Origin of the sequence: Janthinobacterium aestuarii (assembly GCF_051380835.1) — a bacterium.
GTDB lineage: Bacteria > Pseudomonadota > Gammaproteobacteria > Burkholderiales > Burkholderiaceae_D > Janthinobacterium > Janthinobacterium aestuarii.
In genome coordinates, this window is sequence record NZ_JBNYXU010000001.1 from 398,561 (window position 1) to 417,640 (window position 19,080).

Genomic DNA, 19,080 nt, shown 5'->3' on the forward strand with positions numbered 1-19,080 from the left:
GCCGCCACCGACTCGCGCAAAGGCTGCCCACCATGACTGTTTCCACTCCCACTCCCGTCCGTATCGATTTCGTTTCCGACGTTTCCTGCCCCTGGTGCGTGGTCGGCCTGAAATCGCTGGAGCAGGCGCTGGACAAGCTGCAAGACACCGTCCAGGCCGACATCCACTTCCAGCCTTTCGAGCTGAACGCCAACATGCCGCCCGAAGGCGAGGACATCGGCGAACACATCGCCCGCAAATACGGCTCCACGCCGGAACAGATGGCGCAATCGCGCGAAGCGATCCGCGCGCGCGGCGAACAGCTGGGCTTTACCTTCGCCATGGACAAGCGCGGCCGCATCTACAACACGTTTGACGCCCACCGTCTGCTGCACTGGGCCGCTCTGGAAGGGCGCCAGAAGGAACTCAAGATGGCGCTGTTCGATGCCTACTTCACCCAAGGCCAGGATCCGTCGTCGCACGAGGTGCTGCTGGCCGTGGCCGGCAAAGTGGGGCTAGACACCGTGAAAGCGGCCGAAGTGCTGGCGTCCGGCGCCTATGCGGACGAGGTGCGCGCGCAAGAGCAGTTCTACCAGCAGAACGGCATCAACTCGGTGCCGGCCGTCATCATCAACGAGCGCCATTTGATTTCCGGCGGCCAGCCGCCTGAAGTGTTCGAGCAAGCCTTGCGCCAGATCATCGCGGGCGCCTGAACCAGGCGTCAATGGCGCGCGCCATGACGGTTAATTTCGGCTACACTTCGCAGTGAAGGAGGATAGCCAAATGCCAACAGCCCGCTGGAATGGCGCCGTCATCGCGCAAGCGACCGATGCGCAGGTGCAAGTCGTTGAAAACAATATATATTTTCCTTTGTCGGCGGTGACGCAGGACTACCTGCGTCCCAGCAGCCACACGAGCGTCTGCCCCTGGAAGGGCACGGCCAGCTATTACGACCTCGTCGTCGACGGCCAGGTCAATGCCAACGCGGCCTGGTATTACCCCCAGCCCAAGGATGCCGCCAAGCAAATTGCTGGCCACGTCGCCTTCTGGCGCGGTGTCAGCGTCGAGCGTTGACACTTTCTTTCCATACTAAAAATCAATAGAAAGCAGACGATGGATTTACGCCTCGCCGTGTACCAACTCGCCTCGGCCCATGCGCTCGATGCCCAACAAACCAGGCAGTTGCAGGAAGTGGCCGGTTTCCAGCGCGAACCGGCGCGCCTGGCCCACTGGCTACCGCGCGGCGTGGCCGTGCTGGGGGTCGCCTTGCTGGGCATGGGCCTGATCTGCTGGGTGGCCGCCAATTGGGAAGACTTCGGCCGCATGGGCCGCTTTGCCTTGCTGCAAGCGGTGTTTGCCGCCGCCTGCGTGGGCGCGTTTGCCGTGCCCAAGGCGCGCGTTCCCTTGCTGTTGCTGGCTTTGCTGGCCATCGGCGGCCTGTTCGCGTATTTCGGCCAGACTTACCAGACGGGCGCCGATCCGTGGCAGCTGTTCGCCCTGTGGGCCGTGCTGGCCTTGCCCCTGTGTTTTGTCGCGCGCAGCGACGTGCTGTGGACGCCGTGGATGCTGGTACTGTCGACGGCCGTCACGCTGTGGATGCAGGCCCATGTGCGCCATAGCTGGCGCATCGATTCGTCCGACCTGAGCATTTTCCTCAGCGGCTGGCTGGCCGTGCTGCTTGCCTGTGCGTTTGTCTCGCCCCTCCTGGCGCGCTGGACGGGCGCGGGCAGCTGGGCCCTGCGCCTGGGTCTGGTGCTGGCCACCATCCTCATCACGGGCACGGCCGTCAGCTCCCTGTTCGGCAATGAGATCGAGTCGCCGTACTGGGCCGGACTAGGCCTGCTGCTCGTCGCCGGCGTCCTGCTGGCCACGGGCCGGTTCTTTGACGTGTTCGGCCTGAGCGCCGTGGCGCTCGGTATCAACATCTTGCTGGTGGGCGGCCTGACGCACGTGCTGTTCAACGGCCAAGGCGATGGCGTTGGCGCGCTGACCGTGCTGGGCTTGCTGGCCGCCGTGCTGCTGGCGCTGACCGTGCAAGGCATCCTGTGGCGCACGCGCCGGGAGGCGGCATGAGCAATATCAATACTCAACGAAACGATGCGCTCGCCACCCTGATCGACGACGCCACGCGCGCGGGCCTGTTGCCGCCCAACGCCACCCGCCCCGTGCAGGATGTTCGGCCGTGGCCGCTGGTGCTGATGACGGCCTTCGGCGCCTGGCTGGCCGCCATTCCCCTGATGATTGCGCTGGGCGTGGGGCTGGAAAGCATCGTGCGCCACGGTCCCGGCGCGTATGTCGTGGCCGCCATCGTGCTGGTGGTGGCCGTGCTGCTGATCCGCACGCGCGGCGTGGCGCTGTTTGTCGAGCAACTGGCAGTGCCCTGCCTGCTCGTGGGCGGCGGCTTGCTCGGCTATGCCCTGTACCGAGACTATTCCACGCAGACGGCATCGCTGCTGCTGTGCCTGGCGTGCCTGGTGGTGGCCGCCGCCTTGCCGCGCGACTGGCTGCGCGTGCTGCTGGGACTTGTCGCCTGCGGCTTGCTGGGGCTGGGCATCGTCGATAGCACGCGCGACTGGATTTTCGAAAACGACCCCACGCAACTGTATCTGGCCTGGATGCTGGCCCTGGCACTGTGGCTGGCCGCCCACGGGCTGCAGAAGCAAGCGTTCAATGATGGCCGCGGCGCGCCCGTCGCCGCCTTCCTGGAATCGCTGTCGACGGGGTGGGTATTGGCGATCCTGCTGGGGCTGGTCTTCTGGTCCGGCATGACCTTCATGCTGGGCGGCGCCTTGGGCGGTGGCTTTGCCGGTGGCTTTGCCGGCGAAGTGGCGCGCGAAGTGACCCGGCATCAGGGCGCTGCCTGGTATGCGCAGGCCCTGAATGGCGTGTCGCTCGTGCTGGCCGCGGCGGCGGCTGCCTGGACGGGGTGGCGCTGGCCCGCATTGCGCCAGTTGCCGGCCATCGGCGTGGCGCTGGTGCTGATCGTGCTGTCGTGGTTCATGCCGGCGCTGGGGCCCGTGCTGCTGATCCTCGCGTATTGCGTGACGAGCGGGCGTTCGCGCGTGGCCGTGGCGGCCGCGCTGGCGGCGGCGTGGATCATCGGCAGCTTTTATTACCAGCTGGCCTGGCCGCTGGCCAGCAAGGCGGCGCTGCTGGCGATCGCGGGCGCCGTGCTGTGTGCGCTGTCGTGGCTGGCCACGCGCGGCGCCGTGCTGCACCTGGTGGAAAACAAACCGGCGGACGTGGCGCTCGAGCGCCGCGCCGCGCGCCTGGGCGTGCTGGGCGGATTGCTGCTGGTGTTATTGGTCGCCAATGGCGGCATCTGGCAAAAAGAGCAGCTGATTGCCAAGGGGGAAGCAATCTTCGTGGCGCTGGAACCCGTCGATCCCCGCTCGCTGATGCAGGGCGATTACATGCGCCTCAATTTCGTCAACTTGGGCGTGCTGAGTACCCTGGCCAGCGTGGAGCGGGCGCCCGGCCGGCCCTTCGTCGTGGCCAGGCGCGATGCGCGCGGCGTGGCGGAACTGCTGCGCCCGTACACCAAAGAGGCGCTGGCGCCCGGTGAATTCCTGCTCGAGCTGACACCGAAGGATGGGAACTGGGTGCTGGTCAGCGATGCCTGGTTCTTCAAGGAAGGCGAGGCGGCGCGCTGGGAAAAAGCACGCTATGGCGAGTTCCGCGTGCTGCCCGATGGCCGCGCCTTGCTGGTGGGCATGCGCGGCCCGGAACTGGAAAAGCTGTAGCGCAAGTAACAGCGCAAAAGCGCGCCGGGGCGGGCATCCTGTAAAATTGCCCGATGGATAATATTACGCATTCGGTCATCGGCCTCGGGGTCGGCGAACTGGTACACCGCAGCCTGCCGCCCGAGCCGCAAGCCCCCGCGCAGCGCACCCGGCGTGCGCTGTTTCTCTTTACAGCATGGTTTGCCAGCAACGCGCCCGACCTCGATCTGGTGCTGACCCGGCTGCTGCCGCGTCCGTTCGGCTACATGCTGCACCACCGCGGCCATACACATACCTTGCTGCTGGCCTTGCCGCAGGCGCTGATCTTGCTGGCCTTGCTGTGGCTGCTATGGCCGGGCGCGCGCCGTCTGCTGAAGGAAAGCGTGCCCGCCCGCATCGGCCTGGCCGCCTGCCTGCTGCTGGGATTCTGCTTGCACATGAGCATGGATTTCCTCAATTCCTATGGTTTGCACCCGTTCTATCCGTTTGACAGCCGCTGGCTGTATGGCGACATGGTCTTCATTGTCGAACCGATGTTCTGGGTGCTGCTGGGCGTGCCCGTGATCATGTCCTTGCGCTATGGCATCGTCAAAAGCGTGCTGCTGGCGGGGCTGGCGGCGGCCCTGTGTTTCTTCACCTATAAAACCTATCTGGCGCCCGCCTCGCTGGCCGTGCTGCTGGGGCTGGGCGTGATCCTGGCCGTGCTGCAGGGACGGGCTGGCGAACGGGGACGCGGCCCATTGCTGCTGGCTTTCGCGCTGGCGGCCACCTTCATCGGTACGCAGGGCGTGGCTTCCGCGCTCGGTCGTACGCGCATCGAGGCGGCCGTGCAGCGGCTCGACCCCGGCACGCGCGTGTGGGACGTGGCTATGACGGCATTCCCCAGCAATCCGCTGTGCTGGATCTATGTCTCGCTCGACAGCAAGACGGACGTGTACACCCTGCGGCGCGGCACCCTGAGCCTGCTGCCCGAATCGCTGGCGCCCGCCGCCTGCCCGGCCGGGCTGGCCGAGACGGGCAAGAGGGAGCAGCAGCTGGCGCCCGGCATCGCCGTGTCCGCCCGGGCGGCGGGCAGCCTGACCGCCTTGCGCGCCTTGCAGGAAGACAATTGCTATGTGGACGCCTGGTTCCGCTTTGCGCGCATGCCCAGGTTGAATGCCGACAAGCTGACGGACGTGCGTTTCAATCCTGGCATGCAGCCCAATTTCACGACCGTCGAATTGCAGCAGTTCCGCAGCCGGCCATGTCCCGCCTATGTGCCGGGCTGGGACCGCCCCCGCGCGGACATGCTGGCGCCGCCGAAATAGAGAACGGATGTGTTGCTCTTAGGCAAAAAATATCGCGTGCGCGCCTGTTTTGCCACGGTCCAGCATGCGACACTACCAATTCAGCAACAGTGATATTTAGTTAGGATTATTTTGGAAGAGCAGCACGCCTTACCGTATTTGCGAGAAACCCTGCTGTTTCTCGCCCTGGCCGGGATTTTTATTCCGCTATTGCAACGCCTGAAGGTCAACCAGGTGCTCGGCTTCCTCGCCGTGGGCGCCCTGTTCGGCCCGTTCGGCTTCGGCCTGTGGGCCGGCGATTTCACGTGGCTCACGTATTTCTCGTTCGTGCGGGCCGAGCAGGTGAGCGGCCTGGCCGAGCTGGGCGTGATGTTCCTGATGTTCATGATTGGCCTGGAACTGTCGACGGAACGGCTGTGGGCGCTGCGGCGCTGGGTATTCGGCGCGGGCGTGGGGCAGGTGGCCGTCAGTGCCTGCCTGATCGGTGGCGTGGCCTACTACTTTGGCCTGTCGCTGGAAGCGTCCATCGTGCTGGGCCTGGTGCTGTCGCTGTCGTCGACGGCCGTCGTGATGCAGTTGCTGACCGATCAGCGTTCCTTGCAGACGCCGGCCGGCCAGGCGGGCTTTTCCATCCTGATGTTCCAGGATTTGATGGTGGTGCCGCTGTTCATCCTGATCGACGTGTTCGCCAGCGGGCGCAGCGACGACCTGGCCTACCTGCTCAGCTTTGCGGCCGTGAAATCGGCGGGCGCCATCCTGCTCATCTATCTGCTGGGGCGCCGCGTGATCCGCCCGCTGTTCCAGTTCTTCGTCAAGAAACACCAGCCCGACGTCTTCATGGCACTGACCTTGCTCAGTACCCTGGGCATCGCGGGCCTGACGTATCTGGCGGGCCTGTCGATGGCGCTGGGCGCCTTGCTGGCCGGCCTGCTGCTGGCGGAAACGGAATTTCGCCACGAAGTGGAAGTGACGATCGAGCCCTTCAAGGGCTTGCTGATGGGGCTGTTCTTCATGTCCGTGGGCATGCAGATCGACGTGCGCGAAATCCTCAAGTCGCCCGTGCTGATTCCGCTGGCCGTGCTGAGCCTGTTTGCCTTGAAAGCCCTGGTTATCAGCGTGATTTTCCGCATCGGCGGCTTTCACTGGGGGCGCGCCGTGGAAACGGGCGTACTGCTGGGGCAGGGCGGCGAATTCGCCTTCATCGTCGTCGCGTATGCACTCGGTACCAAACTGATCGGCCCGCAGGTGGCGCAGTTCGTCATGCTGGTGGTGGGCCTGAGCCTGTTCGCCACGCCGGCGCTGGCCAAGGCCGCGCGCGCGTTCGGCAACTGGTGGGAACAGCGCCACCACCATCAGCTGGCCGACCTGGCGCACGGTGCGCTGCCGCCGCAGGGCAGCACCGTCATCATCGCCGGTTTCGGCCGGGTGGGGCAGTTGCTGGCCAAGGTGCTGACCGAGCAGGATATCGCGTATGTGGCGATTGAAAACGATGCGCGCCTGGTGACGACCCTGCATCCGCGCGGTTTTCCCGTGTATTTCGGCGATGCGTCGCGCGCGGAATTGTTGCAAAAGGTGAATGCGGACCGGGCCGCCGCCGTCGTGCTGACCATGGACCATGCGGCCTCCGTGCTGCACGCCGTGAAATCGATTCGCCGCGAATATCCGCAGCTGCCCGTGTATGCGCGGGCGCGCGACGAGGCGCATGCCGTGGCCCTGATACAGGCGGGCGCCACCCTGGTCGTGCCCGAGGCGCTGGAGTCCGCGCTGCAGCTGACGGCCACGGTATTGCACGAGGTGGGCCTGTCGGAAGCGCGCACGACGGACATCGTGCAAGCCGAGCGCGACCGGCGCAATGCCGTGCTGCTGGCGAAAAAGCTGTCGTAGTGCTGCCGTAGCGCAACAGTGCGTGTCGCCGTGCTGTGTCAATTATCTATACAATAATAGTATATGAGCACATCAACCACATGAAAGCCGCGACGAAAAGCGGAGCGGCACCCCTGACGCCGCAGCAGCTGGCGGCGCAGGAAACGCAGCAAAAATTTGGCAAGCCCGAGCGGGGCTGGCGAGAGAAGGTGTACACCGTCATTTTCGAGGCGGAAACGCGCACGGGCCGCGCCTTCGATTTGCTGCTGATCGCCGCCATCCTGATCAGCGTGACGGTGGTCGTGCTCAGCAGTGTCGCCTCCGTGGCCGAGCGCTATGGCACCTGGCTGACGGCGCTCGAATGGTTTTTCACCATTTTATTTACCATCGAATATTTCGCCCGTCTGTCGTGCCTGCAGCATCCTGTGCGCTACGCCAAGAGTTTCTTCGGCGTTATCGACTTGCTGGCCATCGTGCCGACCTACATCGGCTTGCTGCTGCCGGGCGCGCACGTGCTGATCGACGTGCGCATTTTGCGCCTGCTGCGCATGTTCCGTATCCTCAAGCTCACGTCGTATGTGCATGAATACACGGTGCTGGGACGGGCCTTGCTGGCCAGCCGGCGCAAGATCCTCATTTTCCTGTCGTTCGTCATGATGGTGGTCTTTCTGCTGGGCACAGTGATGTACGTCGTGGAAGGGCCGGAAAACGGTTTCAGCAGTATCCCCACGTCGATATACTGGGCCATCAGCACCATGACCACCGTGGGTTTCGGCGATATCACGCCGAAGACCGACATCGGGCGCACCATCGCCTCGCTGATGATGTTGCTGGGCTGGGGCATCCTGGCTGTGCCTACCGGCATTATCAGCGCCGAGATGACAGTACAGCGCAGCTCCAAGCTGGTCACCACGCGTACCTGCCCCACGTGCCTGAAAGAAGGGCTCGACGACGATGCCAATTTCTGCAAGAACTGTGGTGTCGCATTGCCGCCGCTGGCACGCGATTAGCGACTGAACCCTTCATCCACCGTATTTACTTTACTTTTTTAAGGCCAACATGATTCCAGTTCGCCTGATCGCGACGGGCAAAGCTGTGCCGTCGCACAGCGTTAGCTCCGCCAGCCTGGACCTGAAACTGGGTCACCCGGCCGGCTACACCTTGCGCAAGAGCGGCGTGCTGTCGCGCTTTGTCGCCGCGCCCGATGAGTCGCAAAGCCAGCTGGGCGCCGCCGCCCTGCTCGACGCGCTGAAGAATGCCAGCCTGCGTCCGGCCGACATCGATCTTCTGATCTGCGCCTGCGGCGTGCCCGAGCAGGCGTTGCCGAACACGGCCTGCTTCGTGGCCGAACACGCGGGTTTGCCGCCAGGCACGCAAAGCTTTGATGTCAACGCCAGCTGCCTCAGTTTCATGGCCGCCTTCCGCGTGGCCGCGTCCATGCTGGCCGGCGGCGCCTATCGGCGCATCGCCATCGTTTCGTCCGACCTCGCGTCGCGCGGGGTCGACTGGAGCGAGCCGGAAGCGTCGATGATCTTTGGCGACGGCGCCGCCGCCGTCATCGTCGAGCGGGGCGACGGCAGCGCCGGCATCCGCGCCTACAAGATGGGCACGTATCCGGAAGGGCGGCGCTACTGCGAAATTCGCGGCGGCGGCACCGAGCGCAATCCGCGCAATGGCTGCGAACCGGGCGACTACCTGTTCCGCATGGATGGCAAGGCCGTGTTCCGCCTGGCCGTCAAGGTGATGCCGGATTTCCTGGCGGAACTGATGGCCGAATCGGGTGCGGGACTGGAAAAAATCGACGTGGTCGTGCCGCACCAGGCCAGCCCGCTGGGCCTCGCGCATGCGGCGCGCATCCTCGACGTTCCCGATGCTAAAATCATCAAGATCTTTGAAACGCATGGCAACCAGGTGGCCGCGTCCTTGCCCACCGCCCTGCACGAGGCGGTGATGACGGGGCGTGCCGTGGCAGGCCAGCGTTTGCTGATGATGGGCACGGCCGCTGGCCTGACCATCGGCGGCATGATACTTGACCTGTGAAGGTGGGGCGATGAGGCGGATACTGGTCACGGGAGCGACGGGCGGGCTGGGGCGCAATGCCGTGCGCACCCTGCTGGCGCAGGGCGTGGAAGTGCGCGCCACGGGCCGCAACGCCGCCGTGGGCCGCGAACTCGAACGCATGGGCGCGCAATTTGTCGCGCTCGACCTGGCGCAGGCCACGCCGCGCCAGGTCGATGAGCTGGTGCGCGGCATGGACACCGTCTGGCACTGCGCCGCGCTGTCGTCGCCCTGGGGCGCGGAACGCGACTTCATCGCCGCCAATGTCACGGCCACGGCCCAGCTGCTGCGCGCGGCCGCCAGCCTGCACGTGGCGCGCTTCGTGCACATCTCCACGCCGGCCATCTATTTCGACTACCGCAACCGCTACGAGGTGCCGGAAACCTTCCGCCCCGACGCCTTCGTCAACGCCTACGCGCGCAGCAAGGCGATGGCGGAAAAACTGGTGCAGGAGTGCGTCGACCGCCAGCGCGGCATGACGTGCGTGATCCTGCGCCCGCGCGCCATCTTCGGCCCGCACGACCAGGTCCTGATTCCCCGCCTGGCGAGGGTGCTGCAGGAGCGCGGCGGCAAGCTGCCGCTGCCCAATGGCGGCGCGGCCACCATCGACGTCACCTATGTGGACAACGTCGTGCACGCGATGTGGCTGGCCACCGTGCACAAGTCCATCGCGTCCGGCGCCGCCTTCAATATCACGAATGGCGAACCGGCGCGTCTGTGCGACATCTTGCGCACCCTGTTCTGCGACCATCTGCAGCAGCCATTCGAGATCGTCAGCGTGCCTTACCGCGTGCTGGCGGTAGTCGCGCGCCTGATGCAGTTCGCCTCGCGCTTCACGCGCCGCGAGCCATCGCTGACGCCCTACAGCATCGGCGCGCTCAGTTTCGACATGACGCTCGATAACGCCAAGGCGCGCAAGGTGCTCGGCTACCGGCCCATCGTCAGCCTGCAGGACGGCATCGCCCGCACGGCGCAATGGATGCGCCAGGAAGCGGCGGCGCACAAGGTGGGCAAGGAGCGCAATGGCTAGCATCACCGCGTTTCGCGTCGGCCACTGCACCCATCCGTCGTGCATGGTCTTGAAAGGCAGCGGGCTGGCCAGCCGCTGCTTCCCCTCGCGCGCCTACCTGATCGAAACGCGCACGGGCCTGTACCTGTGGGACACCGGTTACGCCGAACATTTCCGCGCCGCCACGTCGAAAGGCGTGTACCGCATGTACGCATGGGTGACGCCGATTTCGTTTGACGAGAACGAGTCGCTGCAGGGCCAGCTGCGCGCGCATGGCGTTTCGCCCGGCGACATCCACACCTTGCTGCTGTCGCACTTTCACGCCGACCATATCGCCGGCATGCGCGACTTTCCCGGCGCGCGGCTGATGGCGTCCAAGACGGGCTGGGACGCCGTGCGTGGCCTGTCCGGCGTGGCCGCCGTGCGCCAGGCCTTCGTGCCCGAGCTGCTGCCGAACGATATCGCCGACCGCCTGGATTTCGTGGAAAGCGTGCCCGAGACGGCCCTGCCGGCGGCCCTGATGCCATTCACGCATGGGCGCGACGTCAGCGGCACGGGCGAGATCTACATCGTCGACTTGCCCGGCCACGCCATCGGCCATCTGGGCGCCTTCGTGCTGCAGGATGGCGGCTGGACCCTGCTGGCGTCGGACGCGGCCTGGGTGCCGGAAAGCTTCCAGCAGCTGCGCGGACCATCGGAACTGTCGTTCGTCATCCAGCACAAGCGCGCGCCGTATTACGCCACCTTGAACCGGCTGCACCAGCTGCACCGGTCGGGCAATGCGCAGATCCGCATCACGCATGAAGACACGGTCGACTACATTGCAGTGGCGGGCCGTCCATGAAGCGTATTTTCTGGCTGTTGCTGTCGTACTGGCGCACGCGCCGCTTGCGTTTCGCGGACCGCGCGCAGCTGGCCGCCTACCAGCAGCGGCAACTGGCCCGCTTTATCGATGTGCTGTGCGCGCGCAGCCGCTACTTTGCCCCATACCGCAACTTGCCGCTCGATGCCTGGCCGACCATGAACAAGGCGCTGATGCTCGAGCATTTCGACGCCATGAACACCGAAGGAATTACGTTGGCGCAGGCGATGGATGCGGCCATGGCGGCCGAGCATAGCCGCGACTTCACGCCGGCCGTCGGCGACATCACGGTGGGCCTGTCGTCGGGCACTTCTTCGCGGCGTGCCGTGTTTACCGTCAGCCCCCGCGAAAAGGCCCAATGGGCGGGCGTGATGCTGGCCAAGGCGCTGCCCGACGGCCTGTTTTCCGGCGAAAGAGTCGCGCTGTTCCTGCGCGCGAACAGCAATCTGTACACGGCCGTGCGTTCGCCATGGCTGACCTTTGCGTTTTACGATCTGTTCGAACCGTTCGACGCACTGTGCGCGCGGCTGGCGCAATACCGGCCATCCGTCATCGTCGCGCCGGCCCAGGTGCTGCGCCAACTGGCCTTGCGCGTCATCGACGGCAGCCTGGCGCTGGCGCCGAAAAAAGTCATCTCCGTGGCCGAAGTGCTGGAAGCGCAGGACCGCGCGCTGATCGTGCAGGCGTTTGGCGCCGTGCATGAAATCTACCAGGCCACCGAGGGTTTCCTTGCCAGCAGCTGCGAACACGGCGTGCTGCATTTGAACGAGGAATACGTGCACATCGAACCGCAGTGGCTGGACGCTGAGCAGCGCCGCTTCGTGCCCGTGATTACGGACTTTACGCGCATCACGCAGCCCATCGTGCGCTACCGGCTGGACGATATCCTGATCGCGCGCGCCGCGCCATGCCCGTGCGGCCGCGCCACGCGCGCCATCGATGGCATCGAAGGGCGCTGCGACGATATGTTGTTCTTGCCATCCTTGCCATCCGCGCAAGGCGGCAAACCGGTTGCCGTGTTTGCCGACGTGCTGACGCGCGCGTTTGCGCAAGCCTTGCCGGCCGATGCCGATTACCGCCTGGTGCAGTCGGGCGAAGCGGCCCTGCAACTGCATGCGGCGCTGGACGATGCCGGCCTGGCCTGCCTGCGCGATCACCTGGCAACGGTGCTGCAGGGCCTGGGCGTGGCCACCGATGGCCTGGCCTGGACGATGAGCGGCGAATTGCCTCCTTTTGACCCCACCATGAAACGGCGCCGCATCCGGCGCCTTGCCACCGCATGAAATCTGTAGACACCATGACGCTGTATTCCCGCCTGCTGCATCTGCTGGCCGGCTGGGGCAGCGTCGGCCTCGTGTATTTTTCCAGCGATTTGCTGCAAGGGCAGGGGATACTGCTGCCCGAAACGGCCATCGACCGCGCCATTCCCTACAGCGACTCTGCCATCTGGCTGTACCTGTCCTTCTTCATCCTGATTCCATACGCTTACCTGGCGGCCGATGCGGCCCGCGTGCGCTGGCTGGCGCGCGCCATGGCGCTTTCCACCGTCATGTGCGGCGTGGTCTTCCTGCTGTATCCGACCACGCTCGCCTACCCGCCCGTGGGCGAAGGCAATGCGTGGAGCACGCAGGCGCTGCGCATGCTGCAGGCGGCGGACTCCACGCAAAACTGCCTGCCTTCGCTGCATGGCGCCCTGACCCTGCTGTGCGTATGGGCCTTGTGCGACAAACGCCACCTGATTCGTTCCGCGCTGGCCCTGGTGCTGGGCGTGGCCATCTGCTACGCCATCATCGCGCTGCGCCGGCACGTGAGCATCGACCTGGCCGCCGGCCTGTTTGTTGGCATCGCCGGCGGCATGCTGGCGAAAATGCAGGTATCCTTGGCTGCCCGCCGCGCCGTTTCCATCAAAACCGCACCATGATGAATCCATTTGCCCTGTCGTTCCTGATCATGCTGGCCTTCGTGCTGGCCGAACTGCTGATACTCAAATGGGTACGCAAGACACCCGTACCGTGGAAGGACGTGATCTTCAACCTCAATTCCGGCCACATCCTGATGTGGGTGTTCCGCGGCGTGGAAGTGGCGGCCTTCGCCCTGCTGCTGCGCCATGCGAACCTGCACGTCGTCGACCAGTGGTCCGTGGCGGCGCAATGGGTGTTCGCCTTTTTTGCCTGGGACCTGTGCTTTTACTGGATGCACCGGCTGCACCATAAAATTCCGCTGCTGTGGGCCGTGCACGTCGTGCACCACCAGGGCGAGCATTTCAACCTGTCGCTGGGCGTGCGCAATTCCTGGTATTCGTCGCTGACGAATTTCCCCTTCATCGCCATCCTGGCCGTGCTGGGCGTGCCGCTGGAAATCTTCCTTGTCGTCTCGTCGCTGCATTACACGGTGCAGTTCTATAACCACAATGCGCTGGTGAACAAATCCGGCATCCTCGATCGTTTCATGGTCACGCCGTCGCACCACCGCGTGCACCACGGCACGGATAAACGCTACATCAACCGCAATTTCGGCGGTACCCTGCTGCTGTGGGACAGGCTGTTCGGCAGCTTCCAGCCCGAACTCGAGGGCGTGGAAATGCGCTATGGCGTGAAGGGCATGACGCCAACGCACAATCCGCTGCTGGCCAGCAACGGCAAACTATTTACATGGCTGCGCGCGCGCTTTCCCCACTGGCAGTCGCGCGGTACCTTTCACGTGCCCGAACTGTTCATCGGCATCGGCGGCGTGATCCTGTTCGGCCTCGTGATCTATTACGTCAACCATGAAGCGGTGCTGGCCGGCGCGCAGCAGGCCATTCTGTTTGCGCTGATCTTCGGCGGCACGCTGGCGCTGGGCGGCCTGTCCGACGCGCGCCGCTGGGGCGCCATCGCCTGGGTCGCCATCGCGCTGGCCATGCCGGCCCTGTACCTGGGCTGGTATGGCGCGCGCGACGTGTGGGGCATGGTCTTCCTGGCCGCGCTGCTGGCGCATGGCCTCGACGGCGCGCGCCGCCTGTGGTGGCCTGCCGCAGCGGGGACGCGCGCGTGACGCAGCCTGTACCTTCGCTGCCGCCCCTGCGCTTTCAGCCCGCCCGCGACTCCGCCTTCCGCCGCGAATTGCGCGCCCGCGCCGACGCCTATCTGGCGGATGAAGGAACGCACCGCTTCGGCGACGCGCGCCTGCATGCGAAAACCGTGTTCCTGGCCGCGCTGGCGGTGGGCCTGTATGCGCTGGCCTTGAACGCCGACAGCACCTGGCCGTTTGTCGCCAGCTATGTCGCTTGCCTGGTCGCGGCCATGGCGCTGGCCATGAATACCCTGCACGACGCGGCCCACAGCGCCGTCTTCCGCCGGGGATTCCTGAACCGCGTGCTGATCCGCCTGGTGGGCTTGCCCGTGGGCGTGGACACGGATTTCTGGACCATCCGCCACGTGCACTTTCATCACACGTATGCGAACGTGGAAGGCTATGACCTCGACACGGAGCCGAACCCCTTCCTGCGCCAGACACCATTCCAGCGCTGGTTGCCCCAGTACCGCTACCAATACCTGTACTGGCCCGTGGTAGCGGCCCTGTCGCTGCCGTACCTGAACTGGTATGGCGACTGGCTGGACCGCTTCGGCAAGACGCCCGTGGCGGCCCATAGCCGGCTGCAGGGCTGGCGCGGCTGGTTGTCATTCCTCGGCTGGAAGCTGGGCCATGTGGCGCTGGTGCTGGCGCTGCCCATGTGGGTGCTGCAGCAGCATGGAATAGGTTGGGGCGTGGTGCTGGGCGCGTATTTCCTGGGCCAGATGATTGCCTCGTGCGCGCTGGTGGCACTGATCCTCGGCACCCACTGGGCCGAAGTGGAATTCTTCCAGCCGGGCGCGGACGGCACCTTGCCGCACGACTGGTACCAGCACACGTTTTATACGGCCTGCGACTGGACGCCGAAACCGCGCGCGCTGCGCTGGCTAGGTTATTGGCTGGGCGGCCTGAATCTGCACCTCACGCATCACCTGTTCCCCACCTGGAATCACCGTCACTACCCGGCGCTGGCGCGCATCCTGGCCGAACTGGCGCCGCGCCACGGCCTCGTCTACCGCGAACTCGGTTACGGCCAACTGCACGCGTCGCAGCAGCAGTTCCTGCGCGCCATGGGACAGCCGCCCACCCGCACCTGACGAATCGTGCTTGACTCTATTTCCGTTCTGTCTTAAATTTCTGTAACGACAGAAATAAGAGAAAATCATGGAACTGAGTCCGACCACGCAGAAATATATTTTGCACTGGGGCGAAATGGGCACGCGTTGGGGCGTCAACCGCACGGTGGCGCAAATCCACGCGCTGCTGTTCCTGGCGAACGAACCGCTGACGGCGGAAGACATCGCGGCCAGCCTGAACGTGGCTAGGTCCAACGTCAGCAACAGCCTGAAGGAATTGCAAAGCTGGGGCCTGGCGCGCATCACGCACGTGATGGGGGACCGGCGCGATCACTTCGTCGCCCTGCAGGATGTGTGGGAAATCTTCCGCGTCATCATGGAGGAGCGCAAGCGGCGCGAGATCGATCCCACCCTGACGGTGCTGCGCGAATGCGCGATCGAAGGCGAGCACGATACGGCGATACCGCCGGCTACCCTGGAGCGCATGGGCGAAGTGCTGGCGTTTCTGGAAATGCTCAGCAGCACCTACAGCGACTACAAGAATTTGCCACCGGCGACCCTGCAGCGGATGCTGTCGATGGGCGGCAAGGTGGCCAAGTTCCTCAGTCCGGAAGACAAACCTGTCAAGCGCGCAAAATCATGAACGGCCCTTCGGAAGGAGAACTGTTCAAAAAGGTGATGGGCGCGCAGTGGCTGACCCTGCACCCCGATATCCGCCGCCGCTTCGAGAAAAATCCCGCGCCGGGCCAGCCCCTGTATTACCGGGGTGAGCTCAGTGAACTCACCAGCTCGCGCCTGGGGAAATTCCTCGGCTGGTTGACGCGCCCTTTCATCGATGGCGCCCTGATCCCGTATGACGATCACGATTTCCCCGTCGATATCGAAGTCTATTCGCGCCCCGGCTGCCCGTTCATCTTCAAGCAGCGCACCTACCGCCTGCATGGCCGCGCGCCGATTCGCTTCACGTCCTACATGGCCGAAAGCGCGACAGGTGAAGTGCTCGAATACGTGGGCATGGGCCTGGGCATGAAGCTGGTGCTGCACGTCGAAGACGGCAATCTGCACTTTACCAGCGATGGTTATTTTTGGGATCTTTTCGGCTGGCGCCTGCCGCTGCCCGGCGTGCTCACGCCCGGCAAGACGTATCTGTGCCACCGCAACGAGACGCCGCAGCAGTTCAACATCCGCATCGAAATTCGCCACGCGCTGTTCGGCACCACGTTCACGCAGGCGGGCGTGTTCCGCGAATCCGCCGCACCGGAAATGAAGGAGACACCATGAATACGCATCTGCTGGCCCTGCAACTGATGGCGGCGCAAGGCTGCCTGGGCGCCTTCGACACCATCTACCACCATGAAATTACCGAGGCGCTCCCGCAAAAGGCGTCGGCGCGCCTTGAATTGACGATCCACGCGACGCGCGCCCTGATCTACAGCCTGCTGTTTGTGGGCCTGGCGGCCTGGGAGTGGCATGGCGCCTGGGCCTGGGTGCTGGTCATCGTCTTTGGCGTGGAAATCGTGCTGACCTTGTGGGACTTCGTCGTGGAAGACCAGACGCGCCTCTTGCCCGCCACGGAGCGGGTCACGCACACGGTGCTGGCGATTAACGCGGGCGCCTTCATCGCCCTGCTGGCCCTGAACAGCAGCCAGTGGGCGACCTTGCCGACGGCCCTCATGTGGCAGCCGTATGGCTGGCTCAGCGTCTTCCTCGCCCTGTGCGGCGTGGGCGTGGGCTTGTCCGGCCTGCGCGACGCGTATGCCGTGTGGCAGCTGGGACGGCGCAAGGTGCAAGAGACAGCAGAGCAAGAGGAGCACCTGCGTTTTGCCGCCGCGCCGCAATCCGTGCTGGTGACGGGCGCCACGGGCTTCATCGGCCAGCAGCTGGTTGCCGCCTTGCTGGCCGACGGCCATGCCGTGACGATGCTGACGCGCCAGCCCAAGCAGGCCGCATGGACGTTTGACGGCCAGGTGCGCTGTATCCAGTCGTTCGACGAATTGGCGGATGCGCAGCGTATCGACATGGTCGTCAATCTGGCCGGCGCGCGCATCGTCGGGCGTCGCTGGACGGATGCGCGCAAGGCGGTCCTGCGCCGCAGCCGCGTCGCGCTGACGCAGGCACTGGTGGCGTGGATCGCCCGCGCGCAGCACAAGCCACGGGTGCTGCTGTCGGCATCGGCCATCGGCTACTACGGCGTGCAGCCGCAGGGCGACACGACGGAATTGACGGAGGAGAGCGCGCCGCAAGCCATCTTCATGTCGCAGCTGTGCCAGGAGTGGGAAGCGGCCGCGCGCCAGGCGGAACGCCATGGCGTGCAGGTGGGCTGTATGCGCTTTGGCCTCGTCTTCGGCCACCAGGGTTCGTTGCCGCAGATGCTGCTACCGATCCGCTTCGGCGTGGGCGGCCCGCTGGGCAGCGGCAGGCAATGGGTCACGTGGGTGCACGTGCGCGACGTGATCCGCGGCATCGCCCATCTGGCGCGCCGCAGCGAAGAGCAGGCAGTCAGTGGCGCGTATAACTTCTGCGCGCCGCAAGCCATAGCGCAGCGCCGCTTCGCCCAAGTGGCGGGCGCCGTGCTGCACCGCCCCAGCTTCATGCCCACGCCGGCCTTCGTCATGCAAGCCTTGCTGGGCGAGCAGGCCGACTTGCTGGTCGAAGGCCAGCGGGTAGCGCCGCGCCGCTTGCTGGCCGACGGCTTTGCCTTCCGCTATCCGCAGCTGGAAGGGGCGTTGCGCAGCCTGTAGTCTGGCGTAGAATGGGGCATCGGAGGAACCGAACCATGCCCCGCTTCAGTCATACGATAGACAGCCATACCTATGCGTTCGCCAGCCTGAAGGAGCTGCTGGCCAAGGCCACGCCGCTGCGTTCGGGCGACGTGCTGGCCGGCGTGGCGGCCGCCAGCGCGCGCGAGCGGGTGGCCGCGCAGCTGGCGCTGGCCGACGTGCCGCTATCGCTGTTCCTCAACGAGGCGCTGGTGCCGTATGAAGAGGACGAGGTCACGCGCCTGATCATCGATAGCCATGACCGGTCCGCGTTTGCGCCGATTGCGCACCTGTGCGTGGGCGACTTTCGCGACTGGCTGCTCGATGACGCGGCGGATACGCAAACGCTGTCCCGGGTCGCCGCCGGCATCACGCCGGAAATGGCGGCCGCCGTCTCAAAAATCATGCGCCTGCAGGACCTGGTGCTGGTGGCCCGCAAGTGCCAGGTCGTCACGGCCTTTCGCAATACCCTGGGCCTGGAAAACCGTTTGTCCACGCGGCTGCAGCCGAACCACCCGACGGACGACGCCACGGGGATTGCCGCCTCCATCCTCGATGGCCTGCTGCTGGGCAGCGGCGACGCCGTGATCGGCATCAATCCCGCCACCGACAATGTGGCACAGGTGGTCTCGCTGCTGCACCTGCTCGACGCCGTCATCGATCAGTACCAGATTCCCACGCAGTCGTGCGTGCTCACGCACATCACCAATACCATCGAGGCGATACGCCGCGGCGCGCCCGTCGACCTCGTGTTCCAGTCGGTGGCGGGCACGCAGGCGGCCAACCGCAGCTTCGGCATCGACCTGGCGCTGCTGGGCGAGGGCCGGGCGGCGGCCCTGTCGCTGGGGCGCGGCACGGTGGGCAACAACGTCATGTATTTCGAGACGGGGCAGGGCAGCGCGCTGTCGGCCGGCGCCCACCACGGCATGGACCAGCAGACGTGCGAGGCGCGCGCGTATGCGGTGGCGCGCGCGTATCAACCGCTGCTGGTCAATTCCGTCGTCGGCTTCATCGGCCCCGAATATCTGTACGACGGCAAGCAGATCATGCGCGCGGGGCTGGAAGACCATTTCTGCGCCAAGTTATTGGGACTGCCCATGGGCTGCGACGTGTGCTACACCAACCATGCGGAAGCGGACCAGGACGACATGGACGCCTTGCTGACCATGCTGGGCGTGGCCGGCTGCAATTTCATCATGGGCGTGCCGGGCGCGGACGACATCATGCTCGGCTACCAGAGCACCTCGTTCCATGACGCCCTGTATGCGCGCCGGGTGCTGGGCTTGCGCCCTGCGCCGGAATTCGCGGCCTGGCTGGCGCGCATGCAGATCACGGATGGGCAGGGCCGTTTGAACACGGCGCTGGCGCCGGCCTTCCAGGCAGCCCTGCTGCGCCTGGACGATTAGGGAGGGCAC

The 19,080-nt window shown here is 65.3% G+C and carries 18 protein-coding genes; all 18 read left to right on the plus strand.

Going from position 1 to position 19,080, the window contains the following annotated elements; all coding sequences use genetic code 11:
• Positions 1–32 precede the first annotated feature (32 nt).
• Positions 33–692, plus strand: coding sequence for a DsbA family oxidoreductase (locus ACQ4WO_RS01815; RefSeq protein WP_436479984.1), 660 nt, complete (start codon positions 33–35; stop codon positions 690–692).
• Positions 693–762: 70 nt separating this feature from the next.
• Positions 763–1,053 carry a DUF427 domain-containing protein gene (locus ACQ4WO_RS01820; protein WP_128141995.1) on the plus strand — a complete coding sequence of 97 codons (291 nt, stop codon included), beginning with the start codon at positions 763–765 and terminating at the stop codon, positions 1,051–1,053.
• Between the two features lie 39 nt (positions 1,054–1,092).
• The gene (locus tag ACQ4WO_RS01825) at positions 1,093–2,052 is read left to right on the plus strand and encodes a DUF2157 domain-containing protein (RefSeq protein WP_436479985.1); all 960 of its coding nucleotides are present in this window, start codon (positions 1,093–1,095) and stop codon (positions 2,050–2,052) included.
• Positions 2,049–3,722: a GDYXXLXY domain-containing protein gene (locus ACQ4WO_RS01830; protein ID WP_436479986.1), complete on the plus strand. Its 1,674-nt coding sequence runs from the start codon at positions 2,049–2,051 to the stop codon at positions 3,720–3,722. The genes ACQ4WO_RS01825 and ACQ4WO_RS01830 overlap by 4 nt, the downstream gene beginning before the upstream one ends.
• A 53-nt stretch (positions 3,723–3,775) precedes the next feature.
• Positions 3,776–5,008, plus strand: a complete 1,233-nt coding sequence (locus ACQ4WO_RS01835) for a metal-dependent hydrolase (protein WP_436479987.1) — start codon at positions 3,776–3,778, stop codon at positions 5,006–5,008.
• A 111-nt stretch (positions 5,009–5,119) separates the two neighbouring features.
• Positions 5,120–6,871 carry a cation:proton antiporter domain-containing protein gene (locus ACQ4WO_RS01840; protein ID WP_128141999.1) on the plus strand — a complete coding sequence of 584 codons (1,752 nt, stop codon included), beginning with the start codon at positions 5,120–5,122 and terminating at the stop codon, positions 6,869–6,871.
• Between the two features lie 80 nt (positions 6,872–6,951).
• Positions 6,952–7,860, plus strand: coding sequence for an ion transporter (locus tag ACQ4WO_RS01845; protein WP_436479988.1), 909 nt, complete (start codon positions 6,952–6,954; stop codon positions 7,858–7,860).
• 49 nt (positions 7,861–7,909) lie between these two features.
• Positions 7,910–8,890 carry a 3-oxoacyl-[acyl-carrier-protein] synthase III C-terminal domain-containing protein gene (locus tag ACQ4WO_RS01850; protein WP_436479989.1) on the plus strand — a complete coding sequence of 327 codons (981 nt, stop codon included), beginning with the start codon at positions 7,910–7,912 and terminating at the stop codon, positions 8,888–8,890.
• Positions 8,891–8,900: 10 nt separating this feature from the next.
• Positions 8,901–9,938 carry an NAD-dependent epimerase/dehydratase family protein gene (locus tag ACQ4WO_RS01855; RefSeq protein ID WP_436479990.1) on the plus strand — a complete coding sequence of 346 codons (1,038 nt, stop codon included), beginning with the start codon at positions 8,901–8,903 and terminating at the stop codon, positions 9,936–9,938.
• The gene (locus ACQ4WO_RS01860; protein WP_436479991.1) at positions 9,931–10,761 is read left to right on the plus strand and encodes an MBL fold metallo-hydrolase; all 831 of its coding nucleotides are present in this window, start codon (positions 9,931–9,933) and stop codon (positions 10,759–10,761) included. Before ACQ4WO_RS01855 ends, ACQ4WO_RS01860 begins: the two co-directional genes overlap by 8 nt.
• Positions 10,758–12,062 (plus strand): F390 synthetase-related protein, encoded by a 1,305-nt coding sequence (locus tag ACQ4WO_RS01865; RefSeq protein ID WP_436479992.1) that lies wholly within the window; start codon positions 10,758–10,760, stop codon positions 12,060–12,062. The genes ACQ4WO_RS01860 and ACQ4WO_RS01865 overlap by 4 nt, the downstream gene beginning before the upstream one ends.
• 14 nt (positions 12,063–12,076) lie before the next feature.
• On the plus strand, positions 12,077–12,700 hold the full coding sequence (locus ACQ4WO_RS01870) for a phosphatase PAP2 family protein (RefSeq protein WP_436479993.1): 624 nt from the start codon (positions 12,077–12,079) through the stop codon (positions 12,698–12,700).
• Positions 12,697–13,812, plus strand: coding sequence for a sterol desaturase family protein (locus tag ACQ4WO_RS01875; protein WP_436479994.1), 1,116 nt, complete (start codon positions 12,697–12,699; stop codon positions 13,810–13,812). The genes ACQ4WO_RS01870 and ACQ4WO_RS01875 overlap by 4 nt, the downstream gene beginning before the upstream one ends.
• Positions 13,809–14,927 (plus strand): fatty acid desaturase family protein, encoded by a 1,119-nt coding sequence (locus tag ACQ4WO_RS01880; protein ID WP_436479995.1) that lies wholly within the window; start codon positions 13,809–13,811, stop codon positions 14,925–14,927. The genes ACQ4WO_RS01875 and ACQ4WO_RS01880 overlap by 4 nt, the downstream gene beginning before the upstream one ends.
• A 67-nt stretch (positions 14,928–14,994) precedes the next feature.
• Entirely contained in the window at positions 14,995–15,549 is a 555-nt protein-coding gene (locus ACQ4WO_RS01885) for a GbsR/MarR family transcriptional regulator (protein ID WP_436479996.1), read from the plus strand.
• A complete protein-coding gene (locus ACQ4WO_RS01890) occupies positions 15,546–16,187 on the plus strand; it encodes a DUF4166 domain-containing protein (RefSeq protein WP_436479997.1) in 642 nt (213 codons plus the stop codon). Before ACQ4WO_RS01885 ends, ACQ4WO_RS01890 begins: the two co-directional genes overlap by 4 nt.
• Entirely contained in the window at positions 16,184–17,647 is a 1,464-nt protein-coding gene (locus ACQ4WO_RS01895; protein ID WP_436479998.1) for a TIGR01777 family oxidoreductase, read from the plus strand. The genes ACQ4WO_RS01890 and ACQ4WO_RS01895 overlap by 4 nt, the downstream gene beginning before the upstream one ends.
• A gap of 35 nt (positions 17,648–17,682) precedes the next feature.
• Entirely contained in the window at positions 17,683–19,071 is a 1,389-nt protein-coding gene (locus tag ACQ4WO_RS01900) for an ethanolamine ammonia-lyase subunit EutB (protein WP_436479999.1), read from the plus strand.
• The last annotated feature ends 9 nt before the right edge of the window (positions 19,072–19,080 follow it).

What these genes read in the sequence shown, in the direction of transcription:
- ACQ4WO_RS01885 (WP_436479996.1), top strand. Translation starts at nt 14,995, where the DNA reads ATGGAACTGAGTCCGACCACGCAGAAATATATTTTGCACTGGGGCGAA.
- ACQ4WO_RS01855 (WP_436479990.1), top strand. Translation starts at nt 8,901, where the DNA reads ATGAGGCGGATACTGGTCACGGGAGCGACGGGCGGGCTGGGGCGCAAT.
- ACQ4WO_RS01835 (WP_436479987.1), top strand. Translation starts at nt 3,776, where the DNA reads ATGGATAATATTACGCATTCGGTCATCGGCCTCGGGGTCGGCGAACTG.
- ACQ4WO_RS01875 (WP_436479994.1), top strand. Translation starts at nt 12,697, where the DNA reads ATGATGAATCCATTTGCCCTGTCGTTCCTGATCATGCTGGCCTTCGTG.
- ACQ4WO_RS01870 (WP_436479993.1), top strand. Translation starts at nt 12,077, where the DNA reads ATGACGCTGTATTCCCGCCTGCTGCATCTGCTGGCCGGCTGGGGCAGC.
- ACQ4WO_RS01830 (WP_436479986.1), top strand. Translation starts at nt 2,049, where the DNA reads ATGAGCAATATCAATACTCAACGAAACGATGCGCTCGCCACCCTGATC.
- ACQ4WO_RS01895 (WP_436479998.1), top strand. Translation starts at nt 16,184, where the DNA reads ATGAATACGCATCTGCTGGCCCTGCAACTGATGGCGGCGCAAGGCTGC.
- ACQ4WO_RS01890 (WP_436479997.1), top strand. Translation starts at nt 15,546, where the DNA reads ATGAACGGCCCTTCGGAAGGAGAACTGTTCAAAAAGGTGATGGGCGCG.
- ACQ4WO_RS01825 (WP_436479985.1), top strand. Translation starts at nt 1,093, where the DNA reads ATGGATTTACGCCTCGCCGTGTACCAACTCGCCTCGGCCCATGCGCTC.
- ACQ4WO_RS01860 (WP_436479991.1), top strand. Translation starts at nt 9,931, where the DNA reads ATGGCTAGCATCACCGCGTTTCGCGTCGGCCACTGCACCCATCCGTCG.
- ACQ4WO_RS01850 (WP_436479989.1), top strand. Translation starts at nt 7,910, where the DNA reads ATGATTCCAGTTCGCCTGATCGCGACGGGCAAAGCTGTGCCGTCGCAC.
- ACQ4WO_RS01820 (WP_128141995.1), top strand. Translation starts at nt 763, where the DNA reads ATGCCAACAGCCCGCTGGAATGGCGCCGTCATCGCGCAAGCGACCGAT.
- ACQ4WO_RS01865 (WP_436479992.1), top strand. Translation starts at nt 10,758, where the DNA reads ATGAAGCGTATTTTCTGGCTGTTGCTGTCGTACTGGCGCACGCGCCGC.
- ACQ4WO_RS01815 (WP_436479984.1), top strand. Translation starts at nt 33, where the DNA reads ATGACTGTTTCCACTCCCACTCCCGTCCGTATCGATTTCGTTTCCGAC.
- ACQ4WO_RS01900 (WP_436479999.1), top strand. Translation starts at nt 17,683, where the DNA reads ATGCCCCGCTTCAGTCATACGATAGACAGCCATACCTATGCGTTCGCC.
- ACQ4WO_RS01845 (WP_436479988.1), top strand. Translation starts at nt 6,952, where the DNA reads ATGAAAGCCGCGACGAAAAGCGGAGCGGCACCCCTGACGCCGCAGCAG.